This is a genomic window from Aquella oligotrophica (assembly GCF_002892535.1).
Classification (GTDB): Bacteria; Pseudomonadota; Gammaproteobacteria; order Burkholderiales; family UBA11063; genus Aquella; species Aquella oligotrophica.
In genome coordinates this window covers 2,253,756-2,271,381 of record NZ_CP024847.1, presented here as the reverse complement: position 1 = coordinate 2,271,381, position 17,626 = coordinate 2,253,756, and the positions used below count along the sequence as shown (strand labels likewise).

Annotated in this window: 16 protein-coding genes; 9 read left to right on the top strand and 7 right to left on the bottom strand. The window is 35.2% G+C overall.

Translation table 11 applies throughout. The features are described 5' to 3' along the window. The first annotated feature begins 1 nt into the window (after nucleotide 1). The 4 genes from CUN60_RS10355 to CUN60_RS10340 are packed head-to-tail and all read left to right on the top strand — an operon-like array spanning nucleotide 2 to nucleotide 2,696. Nucleotides 2-517, top strand: a complete 516-nt coding sequence (locus CUN60_RS10355) for a DUF996 domain-containing protein (RefSeq protein ID WP_102951968.1) — start codon at nucleotides 2-4, stop codon at nucleotides 515-517. Beyond that, complete coding sequence (locus tag CUN60_RS10350; RefSeq protein WP_102951967.1) at nucleotides 514-1,008, top strand: hypothetical protein; 495 nt, start codon at nucleotides 514-516, stop codon at nucleotides 1,006-1,008. The genes CUN60_RS10355 and CUN60_RS10350 overlap by 4 nt, the downstream gene beginning before the upstream one ends. A gap of 21 nt (nucleotides 1,009-1,029) precedes the next feature. Further along, nucleotides 1,030-2,199 (top strand): 2-oxoglutarate dehydrogenase complex dihydrolipoyllysine-residue succinyltransferase, encoded by a 1,170-nt coding sequence (gene odhB, locus CUN60_RS10345; RefSeq protein ID WP_102951966.1) that lies wholly within the window; start codon nucleotides 1,030-1,032, stop codon nucleotides 2,197-2,199. 44 nt (nucleotides 2,200-2,243) lie between these two features. Further along, nucleotides 2,244-2,696, top strand: coding sequence for a hypothetical protein (locus tag CUN60_RS10340; protein WP_102951965.1), 453 nt, complete (start codon nucleotides 2,244-2,246; stop codon nucleotides 2,694-2,696). Nucleotides 2,697-2,770: 74 nt separating this feature from the next. On the opposite strand, the gene CUN60_RS10335 is transcribed toward CUN60_RS10340, so the two are convergent. Both CUN60_RS10335 and CUN60_RS10330 read right to left on the bottom strand, forming a co-directional pair. Beyond that, on the bottom strand, nucleotides 2,771-3,970 hold the full coding sequence (locus CUN60_RS10335; RefSeq protein WP_158649388.1) for a trypsin-like serine protease: 1,200 nt from the start codon (nucleotides 3,968-3,970) through the stop codon (nucleotides 2,771-2,773). Between the two features lie 135 nt (nucleotides 3,971-4,105). Then, nucleotides 4,106-5,008: a LysR family transcriptional regulator gene (locus tag CUN60_RS10330; RefSeq protein ID WP_102951964.1), complete on the bottom strand. Its 903-nt coding sequence runs from the start codon at nucleotides 5,006-5,008 to the stop codon at nucleotides 4,106-4,108. A 226-nt stretch (nucleotides 5,009-5,234) separates the two neighbouring features. Here CUN60_RS10330 and lpdA point away from each other — a divergent pair, with 226 nt between their 5' ends. The 5 genes from lpdA to CUN60_RS10305 all read left to right on the top strand — a co-directional run bounded on the left by lpdA (nucleotide 5,235) and on the right by CUN60_RS10305 (nucleotide 11,973). Further along, nucleotides 5,235-6,656, top strand: a complete 1,422-nt coding sequence (gene lpdA, locus CUN60_RS10325) for a dihydrolipoyl dehydrogenase (protein WP_102951963.1) — start codon at nucleotides 5,235-5,237, stop codon at nucleotides 6,654-6,656. A gap of 357 nt (nucleotides 6,657-7,013) precedes the next feature. Beyond that, complete coding sequence (gene guaD / locus CUN60_RS10320) at nucleotides 7,014-8,345, top strand: guanine deaminase (RefSeq protein ID WP_102951962.1); 1,332 nt, start codon at nucleotides 7,014-7,016, stop codon at nucleotides 8,343-8,345. A gap of 77 nt (nucleotides 8,346-8,422) precedes the next feature. Next, nucleotides 8,423-9,688, top strand: coding sequence for an MFS transporter (locus CUN60_RS10315; protein ID WP_102951961.1), 1,266 nt, complete (start codon nucleotides 8,423-8,425; stop codon nucleotides 9,686-9,688). 239 nt (nucleotides 9,689-9,927) lie between these two features. Beyond that, the gene (locus CUN60_RS10310) at nucleotides 9,928-11,037 is read left to right on the top strand and encodes an MFS transporter (RefSeq protein ID WP_222593260.1); all 1,110 of its coding nucleotides are present in this window, start codon (nucleotides 9,928-9,930) and stop codon (nucleotides 11,035-11,037) included. 210 nt (nucleotides 11,038-11,247) lie between these two features. After that, on the top strand, nucleotides 11,248-11,973 hold the full coding sequence (locus CUN60_RS10305; protein ID WP_102951960.1) for a helix-turn-helix transcriptional regulator: 726 nt from the start codon (nucleotides 11,248-11,250) through the stop codon (nucleotides 11,971-11,973). 272 nt (nucleotides 11,974-12,245) lie between these two features. Here the strand turns inward: CUN60_RS10305 and CUN60_RS10300 are convergent, their stop codons facing one another. The 5 genes from CUN60_RS10300 to CUN60_RS10280 form a co-directional block, all read right to left on the bottom strand. Then, the gene (locus tag CUN60_RS10300; protein ID WP_102951959.1) at nucleotides 12,246-13,691 is read right to left on the bottom strand and encodes a phospholipase D-like domain-containing protein; all 1,446 of its coding nucleotides are present in this window, start codon (nucleotides 13,689-13,691) and stop codon (nucleotides 12,246-12,248) included. A 181-nt stretch (nucleotides 13,692-13,872) separates the two neighbouring features. Next, nucleotides 13,873-14,331 (bottom strand): YaiI/YqxD family protein, encoded by a 459-nt coding sequence (locus CUN60_RS10295; RefSeq protein WP_102951958.1) that lies wholly within the window; start codon nucleotides 14,329-14,331, stop codon nucleotides 13,873-13,875. 19 nt (nucleotides 14,332-14,350) lie between these two features. After that, nucleotides 14,351-15,304: an adenosine deaminase gene (locus CUN60_RS10290; RefSeq protein WP_102951957.1), complete on the bottom strand. Its 954-nt coding sequence runs from the start codon at nucleotides 15,302-15,304 to the stop codon at nucleotides 14,351-14,353. Between the two features lie 275 nt (nucleotides 15,305-15,579). Then, nucleotides 15,580-16,329 carry a MerR family transcriptional regulator gene (locus CUN60_RS10285; protein ID WP_102951956.1) on the bottom strand — a complete coding sequence of 250 codons (750 nt, stop codon included), beginning with the start codon at nucleotides 16,327-16,329 and terminating at the stop codon, nucleotides 15,580-15,582. A 154-nt stretch (nucleotides 16,330-16,483) separates the two neighbouring features. Then, nucleotides 16,484-17,548 (bottom strand): trypsin-like serine protease, encoded by a 1,065-nt coding sequence (locus CUN60_RS10280; RefSeq protein ID WP_158649387.1) that lies wholly within the window; start codon nucleotides 17,546-17,548, stop codon nucleotides 16,484-16,486. Nucleotides 17,549-17,626 lie beyond the last annotated feature (78 nt).

Below are 17,626 nucleotides of genomic sequence, written 5' to 3'. Positions count from 1 at the left end.
CATGACTGTTTCTAGTATTAACCGATTGGGTTGGATGGCACTAATTACCCTAATACTGGGTAGTGTCACCTCCTCATTCGGGATTGGCATCATAATCTCGATTATCAGTTTGATTATTACAACTATGCTGTATAAACGGATCGATGATATGGGTTATGGTACTAGTTTATTTAATTTTAGTATTTCGCAATATCTGATTGCGGGTGTTCCAACTGGGTTAATGGTTTATTTCGGTGTTAGCCAGTACACAGATAAAAGTCATGGGGTTATGTTTTTAGTAGCAATAGTAATTCTTGCGCTACTATTATTTGTTGCAATACTTAACTATTTTATTGCTAAAAGCTTGCTGATAGTAGCCGAAAAGTGTGATAATGCATGGTTTAAGATAAGTGGCATTCTTACCAAATTTGGTGCTTATACAGTGCCTGTTTTAATTGGTTTTATGCTACTGATTCTTGCGCAACCTATTTTTCTAATTGGTTGTATTACATTTAAAGGAATTCAAAAAACTGCATGAGTAAATTAAATAAACTGGCACTAGTCGCCCTGATTTTCAATATACTTGGATATTTGCCAAAAATTGGACATGTATTTAGCCTTGTTGGTTTTATAGTTGGTGTCCTTACCTATCGTGAGCTTGAGGTGCTTGGTTTAATCAAGGGGGCATGGAAATCATTTATTGGCATTACTGTTTTAAGTATTGTTGCAGTATTTTTTGCTGTTATTGGTTATTTATATCAAGATAAAATTTCAGTATCTTTAACCATGTCGGTAGTTGCCTATGCAGTTGGTTTAGGTGCTACTTGGTGTACTTATAAACTAATGAAACAAATGGAAGAAACCGTTGCAGTTACTGGAAATAAATCATTCAAGATAACATTAGTAACTCTTAGAATAGCTGTTTTTACTATGCCTATTTTGGTTGGGTTCTTAATTCAGGGAATAGCACAGCTAATATTCCTGATTTCAGCTATTATGTATAAACCAAGTCAAGTTCAAAATGATTAATTTTTATTTAGGAAATAATTTATGAAAATTGAAATTAAAGTTCCTCAGCTGCCAGAATCGGTTAGTGAAGCGGTATTACTTAACTGGCATAAAAAAGTTGGTGAGTTTATCAAGCGCGAAGAAAATTTGATTGATTTGGAGACTGATAAAGTAGTCTTAGAATTGCCTGCGCCTGAAGATGGTGCACTAGTTGAGATAGTTGGTAAGCCAGGTGATACAGTTACTAGTGGTCAATTAATTGCTTATCTTGATACTTCAGTTAAACCAGAAGCCGCAGCTCCAGCTGCTAAAGCTGCAGAGCCAGTGGCACAAGCTCCTACTCAGCAAGCTGCTGCAAATGTTGCTAGCTCAACAGAAAAAGTAGCTGCAATGCCTGCTGCAGCAAAAGTTGCTGCTGATAATGGAGTTGATCTAAAGAACGTTGCTGGTAGTGGTCGTGGTGGTCGTGTACTTAAAGAAGATGTTTTAGGTGCTATGAGTGGTAAAGGTTCACGAATTGAAGAACGTGTACCGATGAGTCGCCTACGCAAACGTGTTGCCGAAAGATTACTTGAAAGCCAGCATACCAATGCTATATTAACAACATTCAACGAAGTTAATATGAAGCCAGTTATGGATTTGCGTGCCAAATATAAAGATCATTTCGAGAAAAAGCATGGCGTAAAATTAGGGTTCATGTCATTCTTTGTTAAAGCTGCGATTGCAGCAATGAAGCAGTATCCAATTGTAAATGCTTCGGTTGATGGTGAAGATATTGTTTATCATGGTTATTTTGATATTGGGATTGCAGTTGGTTCACCACGTGGGTTAGTTGTGCCAATTTTGCGTAATGCTGAAAATATGTCAATTGCCGATATCGAGAAGCAGATTGCTGATTTCGGTAAGCGTGCTAAAGATGGTAAACTTGATATTGAAGAATTGACTGGTGGTACTTTCTCGGTTACTAATGGTGGAACTTTTGGTTCAATGATGAGTACACCAATTATTAATCCGCCACAGTCAGCAATTCTTGGTATGCATGCAACCAAAGAGCGGGCAGTAGTTGAGAATGGTCAGGTGGTAGTTCGTCCAATGATGTATTTGGCATTATCTTATGATCACCGAATTATTGATGGACGTGAAGCAGTATTAACTCTGGTAGCAATTAAAGATGCACTAGAAGATCCTGCCCGTTTGTTGCTTGATCTTTAAGGTTGTTAAAGGCAGGATTTTCCTGCCTTTTTTAGCAGAAAAATATGCAGCGCAAATTTAAGCAGATTATTGTTATATTTTTTGCCATATGGTGGCTTATTGCACTATGGACGGATATTGTTGGTGGTTTGGCACATCTGGGTTATATTAAGGCTACTTGGGCACCCGATAATAATTATCCATTTCTAGTTAAATCATTAAGCATGTACCATTTACCGGAATGGGTTTCTGCATTTTTGTATCTTTGTATTATCCTTTGCTCAGCAATTAGTGGCTGGTTATTTGTCTATGCCGTATGTACTATGAAAAAGCCGCTATGGCTAAATAGAGTTAATCTGGCATTTGTTTTTAGTCTGAGTTTTTGGTTATTGTTTTTTTTGGCAGATCAATTGATAATGAATTTTGAGCTGGAAGAAAATCATATGGTACAAGGTGGGTTTGAGTTGTTATGCTATCTGCTAATAAATATCGTGCCGGATAATAAACCTTTTGTATAAATCAAGGTTCATTATCCGGGTTTGTTGTATTGATCTGTAATAAATATAAACAGGTCAGTTGATCTTATTGTGAGTTATTTACCAGTTCCTGCTGCACACGCATAAGCACTACCGAGATCTGCACATCCAGTTGTCTGATTATCATTATTTAAAACATTACTAATCCAAGAATTAAATTGGCGAACATCAGCTGAAGCATTTGCAACATATGTTTGACTATATACTCCACAGTTCATTCCGACTGGTGAGATAGATGAGTTAGCTATTTGACCCCAAGAATGAACACCAACTAGATTCCAATTGCTTCCATCCCAAGCAAAGTCTCCGCCACCAGAATCACCATTACAGATAAGACCATAATAAATATTATTAAATAGATACCCATTCATAATAGTCATTGATCCCGACCATGTTCCATAACTATTTGTACCAAAATACTGTGTGTTTATATAATTTAACTTACTATTTAGAGAGTTCTCGCTATCAATTGTGCCATTCGGATTAGTTGTGCCATATCCTAAAACTAATAAATTAGTTTTAGTGCTAATCAAATTAAGATTTGAAGGAGCTAATTTTATGTTTGATGCAACTGTTACTGATTTGCCAAGCTGAGTTTGTACCTTCAATACAGCAAAGTCACCATTCATATAAGATATATTGGAATCATCACCACACAAATAGATACCTTCGTCATCTAAATAATTATATGCGGCTCCTTGACAGTATTGGCTTGGAACATAAACAGCAAGAATTTGGGCATTTAATTGATCTAGCGAAAGTGGAGCGGCATTAGTTCCCTGATAAATCCATGCCTGATTATGTCCTAGTGATTCTACGTAAGTATTAATGTTTGCTGCTGTGGTTGGCGCTCCTGCTGGTTTTGGTGTCGTTGTGCCAATAACACAATGTGCGGCTGTAAGAACAAATGTTACACCTGTGTTTGAATTGTATTGAATTGGTGTGCCAGAACAATTATTATAAAACCCTGATTCAGGGAATTGATTATTTTGCGGATTATATTTTTCTAGAGCAACAGCCATTTTTTGCAAATTGTTTGTTTCAGTTGCAGATTCAACAGAACAATTCCCTGCATATGCAATTTTTGAACTATTTGTCCCTGTAGGTAGATTTGATGGTAAACATTGATAACTTGCTGGTAGAGCCTGAGCAACTGGACCTGTAGTTGTTGTAGAGCTGCTACCACTATTACAAGCAGTTAAGATTAGGCCTATACTACCACTTAATATTGTTAGTCGAAATAAAGAGTTATTCATAGTTTCCTTTTTCTTTAAATTGGTTTTCTAGAGATTTTATATGTCACTATTATATAATTATAGGCATTTAATTGTACATAGCTATTTATGAATAATGTTTATCCCTGCCATTAATAATTACCATGAATTTTTAGGTTAGTCTATTATCCGGGCATAACAGTCTTGTATGAACTTAACAAATGATTGTTGAGGATGGGTGAGAGTATGAGATGGAAGAATTAAATAACAAGTAATCTCACGGAAATAGTATTCAGGTAGGATTTTTATCAATTTTCCAGTTGCGAGTTCGTTTTCGAGTAGTGAATCCCATGCCGTTATCATCATTTTATGTGAGCTTGCTAATTCATACGCATTGATTAGATTATCGATATATATTCTTGGATGGGGGATAGTGCCATTTTTTGTCTCTCCCGTAATAGTATTTACTGCAACAAAGTCGTTTGTATAAGAACCATCAACACTCAAGAAACCAACAGTTGATTTACTTATTGCAATATCTAGGGTATCAATTGGACCATTGTTAGCCAAATACTCTGGTGTAGCATATAATTGAATATAAAATTTCTTTAGGAGAATTACTTTGTAGCTTTTTGCGGTTGGTTCATAAGTAGTTACTGCGGCGTCAAATCCTTCTTCAATTAGATCGATGTAACTTGAACGGTATGATAAAATAAGATCAATGTCTGGAAACTCCTCCAAAAACTGACCTAGATAAGGCGCAATAATGTTTTTTGATAATAACACTGGTAAGGCAATCCGCAATATTCCTTTTGTATCAAGACCATAATTTTGTCTTACTTCAGAAATCGTGTTTTCAAGATAAAGTTTATGATTCTTGAATTTTTCATAGAGAAAAGTTCCGGCATTGCTGATACGAAGATTATTGGTGGTTCTTATAATTAGTTCAGTTTTAAATTCTTCTTCAAGGTTGGCTATTCTGCGGCTTATTGTTGACTGCGCTACACCAGTAATATTAGATAGTTTGCTAAATGAACCAACTTCAATTAATTTTATAAATAGCAAAATATCATCATACATATTTTATGCCTTATAAAAGAAAAAAATTATGAAAAGAACTAGCGAACTTTTTAAAATTATACCACATAGGTTCGTTATTTCGTTGGCTTCTTTTGCTGAAAGAGCTTATCTGTTTAGTATAAATGAGTATGCTATAATTATGGCATGATTAACCTCTATTAGGTAGTGATTTTTAATTGCCTTGAGAGCTGAATATAGTCCTGATATTTATAATGATAGGAAAAATATGCAAAACTTTGACGTTGTAGTAATTGGTGGTGGACCTGGTGGTTATGTAGCGGCAATTCGTGCTGCACAACTTGGCTTTAGCACTGCATGTATCGATGGCTATCGCCGCAAGGATAAATATTCACTGGGTGGTACTTGTCTAAATGTTGGCTGTATTCCTTCCAAAGCTTTATTACAGTCCTCGGAAAATTATGCTGAGTTGACGCATAGTTTTGCTGATCATGGTATTAGCTGTGATAATCCAAAAATTGATGTTAAGAAAATGATTGCACGTAAAGAAGATATAGTTAATAAAAACTCTAATGGTATTTCTTTTCTTTTTAAAAAGAATAAGATTACTGAATTACATGGCTGGGCAAGTTTTTCAGCTAATAAAGATGGTAAATGGGTAATTAGTATTGATGATCAGGGCAAAAAAGAAGAAATAAGTGCAACTCATGTAATTGTTGCCACAGGTTCTAATTCTCGTCATTTACCACAAATTGCAACTGATAATGTAAACATCCTTGATAATGAAGGTGCTTTAGATTTAACCGAAACACCAAAAGAGTTATGTGTGATTGGTGCTGGAGTAATTGGCTTGGAAATGGGTAGTGTCTGGGCACGCCTTGGGGCAAAAGTAACAGTTTTAGAAGCTTCTGATAAGTTTTTAGGTGCTGCGGATGAACAGGTAGCTAAAGAATTACACAAAAATCTAGTTAAGCAAGGTCTTGAAATAAAAACTGGAGTTAAAATAGGTGAAATCAAGAATGCTAAGAAAAAAGTAACGGTTAACTATGAACTTGGTGGTGAAAAACTGAAACTTGAATGTGATAAATTGCTGGTTTCAATCGGGCGAATTCCAAATACCAATGGACTAAATCCTGAAGCGGTAGGGCTTAAACTTGATGAGCGTGGTTTTATCGTAGTTGATGCTGATTGCCGGACTAATTTACCTAATGTATGGGCGATTGGTGATGTGGTACGTGGGCCAATGTTGGCGCATAAAGCATCAGATGAGGGTATTATTGTTGCTGAGCGTATTGCTGGACAACACCCACATCTTGATTTTAATACGATACCTTGGGTTATTTATACTAATCCAGAAATCGCTTGGGTGGGTAAAACTGAACAGCAATTAACTGCTGAAGGTATAAAATTCAAAAAAGGTGTAGCGAGCTTTATGGCAAATGGACGTGCACTTGGACTAGGTCATAATGTTGGTTTTGTCAAAATGCTGGCATGTGAAGAAACTGATCGTATTTTGGGTGTACACATGGTTGGTCCATTTGTCTCTGAACTAATTAGTGAAGCTGTAGTGGCAATGGAGTTTATGGCTAGTAGTGAAGATCTAGCGCGGATTATTCATGCACATCCATCATTGTCTGAAGTAACTCATGAGGCTGCATTAGCTTGTGATAAGCGTCAATTGCACGGCTAACCTGATTTATCAAAGCAGTTAACTTTTTAGTTAGCTGCTTTTTTTAGCAAATTGAAATTAAATATCATGATATTCCTGATTTACCCATACTAATCCCAGCCTAATTCTTTTGGTTAATTTTTATCAATCATCTATATTATTCTGTACGATATTTTCATTTTTACTTTTCTGTGATGTTCATCTACTAAATCTGTACACTCCATTTTTTCAAAGCTCTTGTTACTAGTCTAGGATTGAAATAATTGTTTATAAAATAGTGGGTTATTCTTCAGCTGTGTAAAAACACAGTAGTAATTATTTGTCCTTAAAAATATAATTGAGTCCTGAGCACAAACAATTTTTAACAGGAACACTAAAATGATTAATGCAACAAATAATGGAACTCTAACAGGATATAAAGGATCTGTTTTTTATTTTACTGATAATCCTAAATTTACTCAAAATGCATATCAGTTTTTTCCGGAAGGGATACTATATGTACAAGATGGTAAAGTGGTTGAAGCTGGTGATTATAATAAATTGCGGGCAAAATATCCAAATGCTGAGATTGTTGATTATACAGGTAAGTTAATTACACCAGGGTTAATGGATTCTCATGTGCATTATCCACAGATGGAAATGGTTGGATCATATGGGGAACAGCTAGTGCAATGGTTAGGAAAGTACACTATTCCTACAGAAAGAAAGCTTGCTGATCGTGAATATGCCGATAAAATTGCGAATCTATATTTGGATGAGTTAATAAAACATGGTACTACCAGTGCAGCAATTTTTGCCACGATCTCACCTAATTCAACGGATGCGTTATTTGAAGCTGCTTTGAAACGTAATATGCGTGTTATTGGTGGAAGTGCCTATATGGATGTAAATACACCAGACTATGCTTGTTTACCACCAAATGAAGTGTATGATTTTAATAAAACTTTGATTGATCGTTGGAATGGTCGCGGTCGCACTAATTATGCCATTAGCCCACGTTCAGCTTATTTGTTAAGTCCAGCGGAAATGGAAGCAACGCAAGCTTTGCTAAAAGATTATCCGGACATTCATATTCAAGTTCATCTGGCTGAAAATAAAGAATCAGGAGACATGGTTACCAAGCTCTTCCCTGGATTAAAAAACTATACTGAAGTTTATGATCATTATGGATTAATGACGGATAAAACAATTATGGGGCACTGTGTTTGGTTAGATGATGCTGAGTTTGAATTGATTGTGGCACGTAAGTCATCATGTGCTTTCCTACCTACTTCAAATTTATTTCTTGGTAGTGGTTTATTTAATTTGCAGAGAGCTAATAAGCATCGAGCTACAGTAGGTATGGGTACTGATTATGCCGCTGGAACTACATTATCAATGCTGAAAACTATGGGTGAGGCGTATAAGGTAACCCAATTACGCAAGGCTTTTGCTGAGGATCCACGTTCGGTAGAACCATTGGATCCATTAGAAAACTATTATTTAACAACTCTCGGTGCTGCTCGTGCTATGTCAATTGATGCATATGTAGGTAGCTTCGAAAGCGGTAAGGAAGCTGATTTTATTGTACTGGATTCAACTAGTACCCGTGATTTGTCTGTACGTGCTGAACAAAGTGAAGATATTCGTGATTTGTTATTTGCATTTCAGATTATTGGTGATGATCGTTCAGTTGCGCATACTTATATTATGGGTAATAAAATGAAATAAATTACTGTCAAAATAAAAAGGGGTATATATCGGATGGTAGATATATGCCCACAAAAAAATTATAATAGGAAAAAGATATGAAATCATTAAGTTATTGTCGCTGGTTGTCAACTGAGTTTTTATTCATGATCAGCATTATGTGTTCGGTATTATTTGGTGCTTATGCATTACCAATTCAGTTAGCAAATAATTTGGGTAGTACTGAGCTTGCAATATTATCTGGAACATTTTTTGCTGTTTTTGCATTTTCTCAATTTTATTCAGGTTATCTTATTAATAAGGTATCTACTAAACTTTTACTGGGTTGTTCTGCATTACTTGCGGCAATTGGTGTATTTATTTTCGCAAATACTCATGTTTTTAGTATTCTTATTCTTGCTCGAGTAATTATTGGTTTGGGGCTAGGGTGTACTTTTGTTGGAGTATTATATATTGTTGAAATGGAATTTAACCAGCAATTTGCTTTCTTTGCTTCATTAAGTCAAAGTGTTGGCAATGTGGCTTCCGGATTAATTGCAATTTTTGGTAGTGGTTTGATTAGTACTTATTCATATCAGGCTGCATATAATCTGATTAGTATTTTTCTACTGGTTTCAGCTATCTTGATCTTTATCTTTTTGCCAAAACAGATTCAGTTGGTGACAGAGGTAAACCAGGGTTCTATTTTTACAAACTTAAAAATTATTTTATCCAATAAACGTTTTATTGCTGCGACAGTTTATTTTGGTGGCATTTTTGCAACGATTTTGGCTTATGCAGATTTATTTAATGTTAAATATCGCGAAGTAGTATTTAATATGAGCCCTACAAAAGCAATTATTTTAAATGGAACAATTCCTTTGGGAATTGCGATTGGCGGTATTATCGCTGGAGCTTTATCAACAAAATATAAACGCAATCGTTTGATTGCAGCCAGCTTTAGTTTGTTATTGTTAGTTGCGATGATAGTTACATTATATGTAAGATTCCCAACAGATGAGGCTTATGCTATTAGCACATTATGCCAGATTTTATTCGGTATTGGTTGTGGCGGGAGTATGCTTGCTTTCCAAGAGGTTCAAGTAGCATTCAAGGAGGTTTATTTACGTCCACTTGCAAACTCTATTATTTTGACCATTTCCTACTTGTTTGCTGGTTTAATTCTACAACCTGGGATAGGAATGATTATTGGAAATAATTCATATAAATTACCGAGAAATTCGGTAGTGACATCGCATAATTTGCTAGATCAACCAATTATTCAGCAGGCTTGGCATCATTATAATCTAGGTCTATCTGCTCTGGTTGTTATCTTGGCGGCAAGTTTTATTAGTAGTCTATTCTTTACTTCAAAAATTAAATAAGTGGGATAAGGAGTAGGTCAAAATATTATTTTGATATATTTTTGTTTGCTAACCTAATGCATGGTTATTAAGGGGGTAAATAAATAATTAATTTTGCTGCCTAACTGATATAAATGTGTTAATCTTAAAGTCTGTGTATCTCGGATTCGATGTAAATCATCTTTCGGCGACACAGACTTTTTTAATTTACGGGCTATTTCTTGTATTTATGATTAGGTCTCAACTAAAGGGAGAGTTATGTGAAACCAGTTTTGACTTCAACATTATTATTGTTGCTTGCAATAATAACAGGTGTAAGTGTTGCTAATCTTTATTATCTACAGCCATTACTGGCAGAAATCAGTATTTCATTTCAGGTAAACCCAACCACTGTTGGTAGTGGGGCGATGTTAACTCAAGTTGGTTATGCAATTGGAATGCTATTTATATTGCCTTTGGCTGATATTGCCAACAAAAAACGCTTAATTTGTACTGTTGCTCTTGGTGCAGTAATAATATTGCTGATTATTGGAATTAATCAAAGTCTATGGGTATTTTTAATTGCAACCTTACTCTTGGGGATTTTTTCTGTAACACCACAATTAATTATTCCTCTGGGTGCTGAATTGGCTGATGCTAAGGCTCGCGGTGCTGCCATTGGTAAAATTATGTCTGGATTATTTGTTGGAATATTACTCTCTCGAACAGTTAGTGGTTTTATTGGTGAGTATCTTGGCTGGCATATGGTATATTTAATTGCTTCAGCTTTGATGTTGCTTATTGTCTTGATTGTTATTTTTTACTTGCCTAATTACCATAACCCACAGCCAATAAAATATCTGGAGCTGTTTACTTCAATTTTTCAGATAGCAAAAGAAGAAAAAACACTTCGGGATGCTTCCTTGTGTGGGGCATTAACTTTTGCTACTTTTAGTATTTTTTGGACTACATTACCGTTTTTGTTGGCTTCACCGCATTATAATATGGGGCCTCAAGTGGTAGGTGTTTTTGGATTGGTCGGCGTTACCGGGGTTATAGCCGCTCCAATTGTTGGAAAAATGGCTGATCGCCGCAGCCCTGAAACTACGATTTCTGGGGCAATAGTTATTGTTATTTTAAGTTATTTATGCTTTCTTTTCTTTGGAAAGTACATAGCGGGTTTAATAGTAGGCGTGATTTTACTTGATTTGGGGATTCAATCTTGTCAAATTTCTAACCAAGCGCGAATTTTTGCTTTGTCAGATACTGCATATAATCGGATAAATACTTTTTATATGGTAAGTTATTTTTGTGGTGGTGCATTCGGTTCATGGTTAGGAGCATTCTGTTATACTCACTGGGGTGGAGTGGTATTAGTATATCAGGGTTAATATTATTAGTAATCGCATTGGGGCTTAATCTTAAACAAATTCATCAGATTAAAGCCTAGCTATATTTTTTGATATTAAATGTGGCTATAGGATAAAATAAGATTCGTTTGTCAAAGAAATCTACAATAGAATGATGAAATTATGCTTCGGATTCTAAAATCCTTATGATGATTTTTTTCAGCCATAAATTTTAGTAAAAAGGTTTTCAAGATGAGATCTAATGCGGAATACCTGCAAGATGTTATAAGTAACTATCGTAACCTTGATGAATTAACCACATTGGCTCCAATTGCCATTTATGATTTAAATCAGATGGTCGCTTTTAGTAGTAAAGAGTACAAACGAGCTAGGGGAATTCAGGCACAGGAAGGTAATTGTGGACTACCTGATGAGCTTGGTCAATATTTCCAATCACAATCGATAAAAGAGCAGGAAGAAATAATTCGTAGTAGGATACCTAGTTACTCAATCAATTTCAATTATTATGAAGGGGTTGTTCAACCATATACTACAAATAAAAAGCCACTAATAAATCCGGATAATGATGAAGCTGCTGGATTGTATGTTGAATTACGTAAAATATTATATACAAATCTCAAATTCAGCCTGCTTAAGGCTCTTAAAGTTTATGATTTTTCAGTTAATGCTGATTATAGGAAGTATAACCTTAGTAAGCGTGAAAAACAAGTTATCTTTTTATTCATTCATGGACTAACTAGTCAAGAAATTGCCAGCGTTATTTCTACCGCAGAAAATAAGAATATTTCTAAAAGTGCAATTGATGCTGTTTTTGCCAATCAGTTGCGAATTAAATTTGATGCTTATACTCGAGATGGCTTATATGATAAATTAATCAGTTTGGGATTTTACCAAGTTATTCCGCAGGATCTGATGGTAAATATAAAGTTGCCAGCTGGGCATATTGATGTCTATTAATTATCTAAATTAAGTTTAATTGTTTTTGTTGATTATGCTAAAAAGAACAGGTCATTATATTAAACCTCTTTCCTAAGCGGTTTCTTTAACTCTTATTCGTTGCCATAAAGACCTCTGTGATACCTCATGTACTTACGTGTACATTCCGTTTCTCAAAGTCTTTATTTCTAGCCTAAGAGCGAAATTATGGGTTATGAGAGAGGTCTATTCTTCAGTCATACTTAGGTTCATAAGTATTTGCATGGTTTAATAACCTGTTCTTTTTATTGGTTTTATCGCACTGACGCCTGGTAAGGGTAACCTTGATCAAAAATTGCTTGCCAGTCTTGTTGGTAAAGTTGTGCCAATTCTGGGGTATTATGATATATTTGGTAGTTTTCAGCATTTTTTGTTTGTGCTGATGCTGTGTAATTATAACTTCCTGTTTCTACAGTATTACCATCAATAATCATATATTTATTGTGCAATAGTTCATATGCGTTATTTATTTTTACCTCAATCCCATTTTGAACCAATTTATCAAACCCGGCTGTGCTATAAGCTTGAGTGCCTTGTGAATAATCTGCTACCACTTGTACCGTTACACCACGATTTTTGGCTTTGATTAAATCATCAATTAGTGCTTTATCAGTAAAAGTAAAGATTGCTATCTGGATAGATTGTTGAGCGTTATTTACTGCTTGGTAAAATGGTGAATCTTGATAATATCCACCTTTGGAATAATACGAATAATTGCTCAAACAGCTAGCCCCCAGATTACTCATCGTTGCCGGACATATTATGGCACTTTCAGTATTAACTAGATTATGCACGCTATCGATGTCAGTATTATCAATTGATAAGCTATAAATCTGTTTCCCAGCTATTTCGGTTTTTGTGCTGGCTACGACATTTATACCTGAATTATATGGTTGTTCAGAATATTGTGATTGACTAGTCTGATATACAGTAGTTGCCTGATTGGCACGAATCTCATTCCAGCGTTCGCTATAACTGGCGGCAATATTACTATTATCGATCCAGATTGCATTATTAGCTTGTCTGGTTGCTGCAGTAGTTGAATAATTAAAGCTGCCGTACTCAACAGATTTATTGTCAATTACTATGAATTTATTATGCATGATTGCATACGCAGATGCAATATATACTGGAATATTGTTATTTTGCAAAACGGCAATCATTGAATTGGTATCAGTCAAATTTGCTTTATCAGCAATTACTTGTATATCAAGTTGTGGATTATTACGTTTTGCGCTAATTAGGGCATATGCGATATCTGGATTATTAAAATCATATACTGCGGCACGAATTGATTGTTTTGCACTAGTAATCGATGCTACAACTAGTTTGGTAATTCCGGCATTACAATTAAAATATTCATCGCTATTCCATAAACTATCCAAAGTTGAACTTTCGCTAACTTTCATTATTGGTGCTATTGTTGTAGCATAGATATCCTGAGCGTTTGGGCATTCATTTGGACTATGCTGGCTACCTGATTCAAAGTATGGTGAAAAAGCGATCTGTAAATTTGCTTTTTGTGCGCTGAATTTAGCTGCAAACCCAATTGTAGTAGGGTCAGTGATAGAAGTCGCAATCATACTTTTTAGGGTGGTATTGCTATTTATTGAAGTTTGGTTTTGTCCGGATGAGTTGCTGCTACCCACACAAGCAGTTAATGTAACTAGTGGCAAAAGTGCAATAATTAGTTTTTTCATAATACTTCCCTTGATTATTTTGTTTTAGATAGGAGGTATTATAACTATATGTTAAAAATATTAAAACTGGGTTTTTACGCAGGCGATTGTGTCAATATAGTTGCCAGTTATATTTGGGGCGAAATTAAAAGTAGCAAAAACTGGGTTACTATTAAATAAAGCAAAGGGGGCGGAATAGCTGTTATTTTAGCCGATTCAGATAGCTAATAATAATTCTGTCTAATGCATTGGCAAAGGAGGCTTTATCCTTATCATTGTATGGTTGGGGTCCACCTCGGATTTCAAGACTGTCGCGCAAGTGTGTCAATAAATCGCGGGTAGCAAGTTCCTGCTTGATATTTTCCATACTATAAACTTTACCGCGTGGATTTATCACAATTGCTCCCTTATCAATAGCATCACTTGCAAGAGGGATATCTGCTGTTACTAGTAAATCATCTTTATTTATTAGTCTGACTATTTCATTATCTGCTTCATCAAAACCTTTATTTACCTGCATCATTTTAATCTTGGGGCTTATTGGTAATTGTAGGATTTGATTGGCAACCATTAGTAATTCTATCTGGTTACGGATGGCAACCCGAAATAGTATTTCACGAACTGGTTTAGGACATGCATCTGCATCTACGTATATTTTCATTTATGTGATTGATACTCTTTTAATATTGAATAAAACAGGCTTCAAGACTATTGTTTGCAATTAGTCTAATTTCATCCGGGGTAAGCTTCAACGCAGTTGTTAATGCTAGATAATTTTCATTAAGATAACCACCAAAATAAGCGGGGTCGTCTGAATTAATTGTAACTTTTACACCGTATTCCATGAACTTGCGTAATTGGTGTTTAGCTAAATCTGGTACGCTTTGTAAACGCTGATTGGAAAGAGGACACATGGTTAGTGCTAAATCATCTGCGGCAATTCGTCTGATTAAGCTAAGATCATTTATTGCATTATTCCCATGATCAATCCGATGAACGCCAAGTTCATCTATTGCTTCCCAAACATAACTAGCGTCGCCTTCTTCTCCTGCATGTGCTACAAGATATAATCCGGCATCTCGTGCTTTTTGAAATACTCTTTTAAACAGTGAGGGTGGATGACCAACTTCAGAAGAGTCAAGACCTACACCGATAAATAAATCACGATAATTCATTGCATTGTCAAATGTTTTTAAAGCGTCAGACTCTGGCAAGTGACGTAAAAAGCACATGATTAAACTAGCATTAATACCCAGATTTGCTTTGGCTTCATCTATGGCGCGTTTAAATCCATGCATGAAAGTATCCCACTTTATATTACGTGATGTATGTCCTTGTGGGTCAAAAAATATTTCAGCTTGGGTAATATTTTGACTAGCAGCTTTATTTAAATAGGCATACATTAAATCATAAAAGTCATCTTCACTTTGTAAAACAGCCATTCCCTGATAATATAAATCAAGGAACGACTGTAAGTTATTGAACTGATATGCTGACTTAATTTCTTCAATGTTTTTATATGGTAGTGCGATTTTATTCCTTTTTGCGAGTTTAAACATCATTTCTGGTTCAAGACTGCCCTCAATATGAATGTGTAATTCGGCTTTAGATAAATTTTGGATTAGATTATTCATTTAATTTCCAGCATTAATAAGAACTATTACTGGAGTTTATCATAATTAAATAAATGATACACGGACATAATCAATTTGTCTCGCTACAGATAAAATGAGTATAACACTATATTCGAAACTTAACAAAGAGGTTCTTAGACCTCTTTCTTAACCATTTCTTTAACCCTTACGTTGAGAAAGACTTTTATTATGTATGCGTATGCTCTTGTTTTTCAAAGCCTTTATTTCTAGTCTAGGGACAAAGTAATTGCTTATGACAGAAGTCTATTGTTAAATTATTTTTTGCTATATAGTATTTCTATTGCTTTATCCATAAATAGAACAGTTTGCTGTTCATAACCAGGGATTAATCCAGATGGAATATCGCCTGATTTCATTAGTTCCCACATTTTTCTTCCTAAATCAGACTTTTCTTCGTATTGATTATTTGCCGAGTTCATCCATCGTTGCGCTAAATTCTGTACTTCAGAAGAAGCCGGGTCTTTGCTTATTAATGTTTTTGCTTCAGCAAATAGTTTAATCCATAATTGCTCATTATCAACACGGCTTTGCTGAAAGCTGACTTCATTAAAAAAGTTGATTTCATCTTCAGAAAAATTACGTAAAGACCACTCTTTAACAATGCTATTATCTGTCATTTTAAATACCTCTAACATTTTGGCAATTGACTGCCATTCAATTTCATTATTTTTAGAATACAGATTAATGCTTTCTTTAATCAAGATTAACCCTTGATTAAGCCTAGCAATATTATCCTGAACAATTTTTGCCTGTAAATTTAATGAGTGCAACCAGTCTAGTTGATTGGTGTTAAGGATGGTTCTAATCTGTTTTAAATTAAAACCAATGTATTTAAGGACACTAATTTTCTGGATAACCTGTAAATCTCCATAGGAGTAGAAGCGATAACCAGCTTCATTTTTATGATGCGGCTTCAAAATATCTTCATCATCATAATACTGTAGAGTACGAACAGTAACACTAGTTAATTTACTGAATTCTTTGATAGTCCAATATTTATTCATTTCTTTCTCCTGACAGTAATGTAAATTATCACGTAACGTGAGAGTCAAGATATTTTTTTAAATTATAATATTTTTATGCTTTGAAGGGGGTGATTTAGTGGAGATTGTAAAAAGATGTGCTGAGTAGGCTTCTTGAATCTTCAAATTACTAATTTTATCTGCTGATACATTTATTATTTGTGTTATCACACACCTGATTTTTATCCATTCCATTAATAATAGTATTTATCCAATCATAATAATACCCAACATTGGTTGATGCATTTGGGAGGTAATTATATGCTTTGCCACAACCATCCTGAGGTCCATAACTATGGGTTGCCAGTAAAATCCACTTGCTACCATCCCAAAATAAATCGCCTCCACCCGAATCACCACCGCAAGCAAGGCTCATATAACCATTACTGCTATCATAATAACTACTATATAGATAGTGATAACCAGTGGTATCTGTTTTACGGTAGAGATAATTGGTTACGTAAAAGGTTATTCCAGCATGATTCATGTCTTCGGTAATGCCACTTCCAATTGATAGTACTGGTGCCATTGTATAGGCTTCAGGAAATTCACTTTGTGGCGCAAGATGTGCATAATTATCAGGGTTGCCAACTTTGCCTAAAGTATAGATGAGTGCTATGTCGTTACCTTCTGCTCCATTTCCGGCATCTTGTCCCGGATAAAAATTGAGGCAGCCACCGAGTCCATTAAAGGTATTGTTTTTGCAGTAGTCTGAATATACATAAACGGATTGTGCTTCGCTGGCTTGCCATTGATTATTAAAGGTAGTCTCAATTGATAATCTGGATGGGTTTATCAATTCACTCGGGTCAATTATTTTTTTATCAGATTTTTTGGTTACTAGGCAGTGAGCAGCGGTAACGAGCCATGTACCGCTTCCATCATATTTAATAGGCGTAGCACTACAGATATTGCTATTAGCTATGTTTAATAATACATTTAAATTCTTTATCTCTTCAGAGCTGGCGTTGCCGTAGGCAATTTTTGCACCAAATGGTGTACCATTAATAGAATCAGGTAAAGCCAAAACTGGTGGTATGGGGTAATCTTTAGCTGCGGGGTAGGGGTAAGGATCTGCATTTATGCTAGTCATGGGAGGAGTAGTTTGGCTTATCCCAGTACTGCCACCGCCACCACCGTTACAGCCAGTAATTGCGATTCCATATAGCAATATTTGCCAGAATTTATATTGTCTAAACATTTTTTCCCCTACCGCGATGGAACATGAAATTGTTCTGCTATGTGTAACTGTTCTAACTAAGATCATTGTACATTAAAA

What these genes read in the sequence shown, in the direction of transcription:
- CUN60_RS10355 (WP_102951968.1), top strand. Translation starts at nt 2, where the DNA reads ATGACTGTTTCTAGTATTAACCGATTGGGTTGGATGGCACTAATTACC.
- CUN60_RS10350 (WP_102951967.1), top strand. Translation starts at nt 514, where the DNA reads ATGAGTAAATTAAATAAACTGGCACTAGTCGCCCTGATTTTCAATATA.
- odhB (WP_102951966.1), top strand. Translation starts at nt 1,030, where the DNA reads ATGAAAATTGAAATTAAAGTTCCTCAGCTGCCAGAATCGGTTAGTGAA.
- CUN60_RS10340 (WP_102951965.1), top strand. Translation starts at nt 2,244, where the DNA reads ATGCAGCGCAAATTTAAGCAGATTATTGTTATATTTTTTGCCATATGG.
- CUN60_RS10335 (WP_158649388.1), bottom strand. Translation starts at nt 3,970, where the DNA reads ATGAATAACTCTTTATTTCGACTAACAATATTAAGTGGTAGTATAGGC.
- CUN60_RS10330 (WP_102951964.1), bottom strand. Translation starts at nt 5,008, where the DNA reads ATGTATGATGATATTTTGCTATTTATAAAATTAATTGAAGTTGGTTCA.
- lpdA (WP_102951963.1), top strand. Translation starts at nt 5,235, where the DNA reads ATGCAAAACTTTGACGTTGTAGTAATTGGTGGTGGACCTGGTGGTTAT.
- guaD (WP_102951962.1), top strand. Translation starts at nt 7,014, where the DNA reads ATGATTAATGCAACAAATAATGGAACTCTAACAGGATATAAAGGATCT.
- CUN60_RS10315 (WP_102951961.1), top strand. Translation starts at nt 8,423, where the DNA reads ATGAAATCATTAAGTTATTGTCGCTGGTTGTCAACTGAGTTTTTATTC.
- CUN60_RS10305 (WP_102951960.1), top strand. Translation starts at nt 11,248, where the DNA reads ATGAGATCTAATGCGGAATACCTGCAAGATGTTATAAGTAACTATCGT.
- CUN60_RS10300 (WP_102951959.1), bottom strand. Translation starts at nt 13,691, where the DNA reads ATGAAAAAACTAATTATTGCACTTTTGCCACTAGTTACATTAACTGCT.
- CUN60_RS10295 (WP_102951958.1), bottom strand. Translation starts at nt 14,331, where the DNA reads ATGAAAATATACGTAGATGCAGATGCATGTCCTAAACCAGTTCGTGAA.
- CUN60_RS10290 (WP_102951957.1), bottom strand. Translation starts at nt 15,304, where the DNA reads ATGAATAATCTAATCCAAAATTTATCTAAAGCCGAATTACACATTCAT.
- CUN60_RS10285 (WP_102951956.1), bottom strand. Translation starts at nt 16,329, where the DNA reads ATGAATAAATATTGGACTATCAAAGAATTCAGTAAATTAACTAGTGTT.
- CUN60_RS10280 (WP_158649387.1), bottom strand. Translation starts at nt 17,548, where the DNA reads ATGTTTAGACAATATAAATTCTGGCAAATATTGCTATATGGAATCGCA.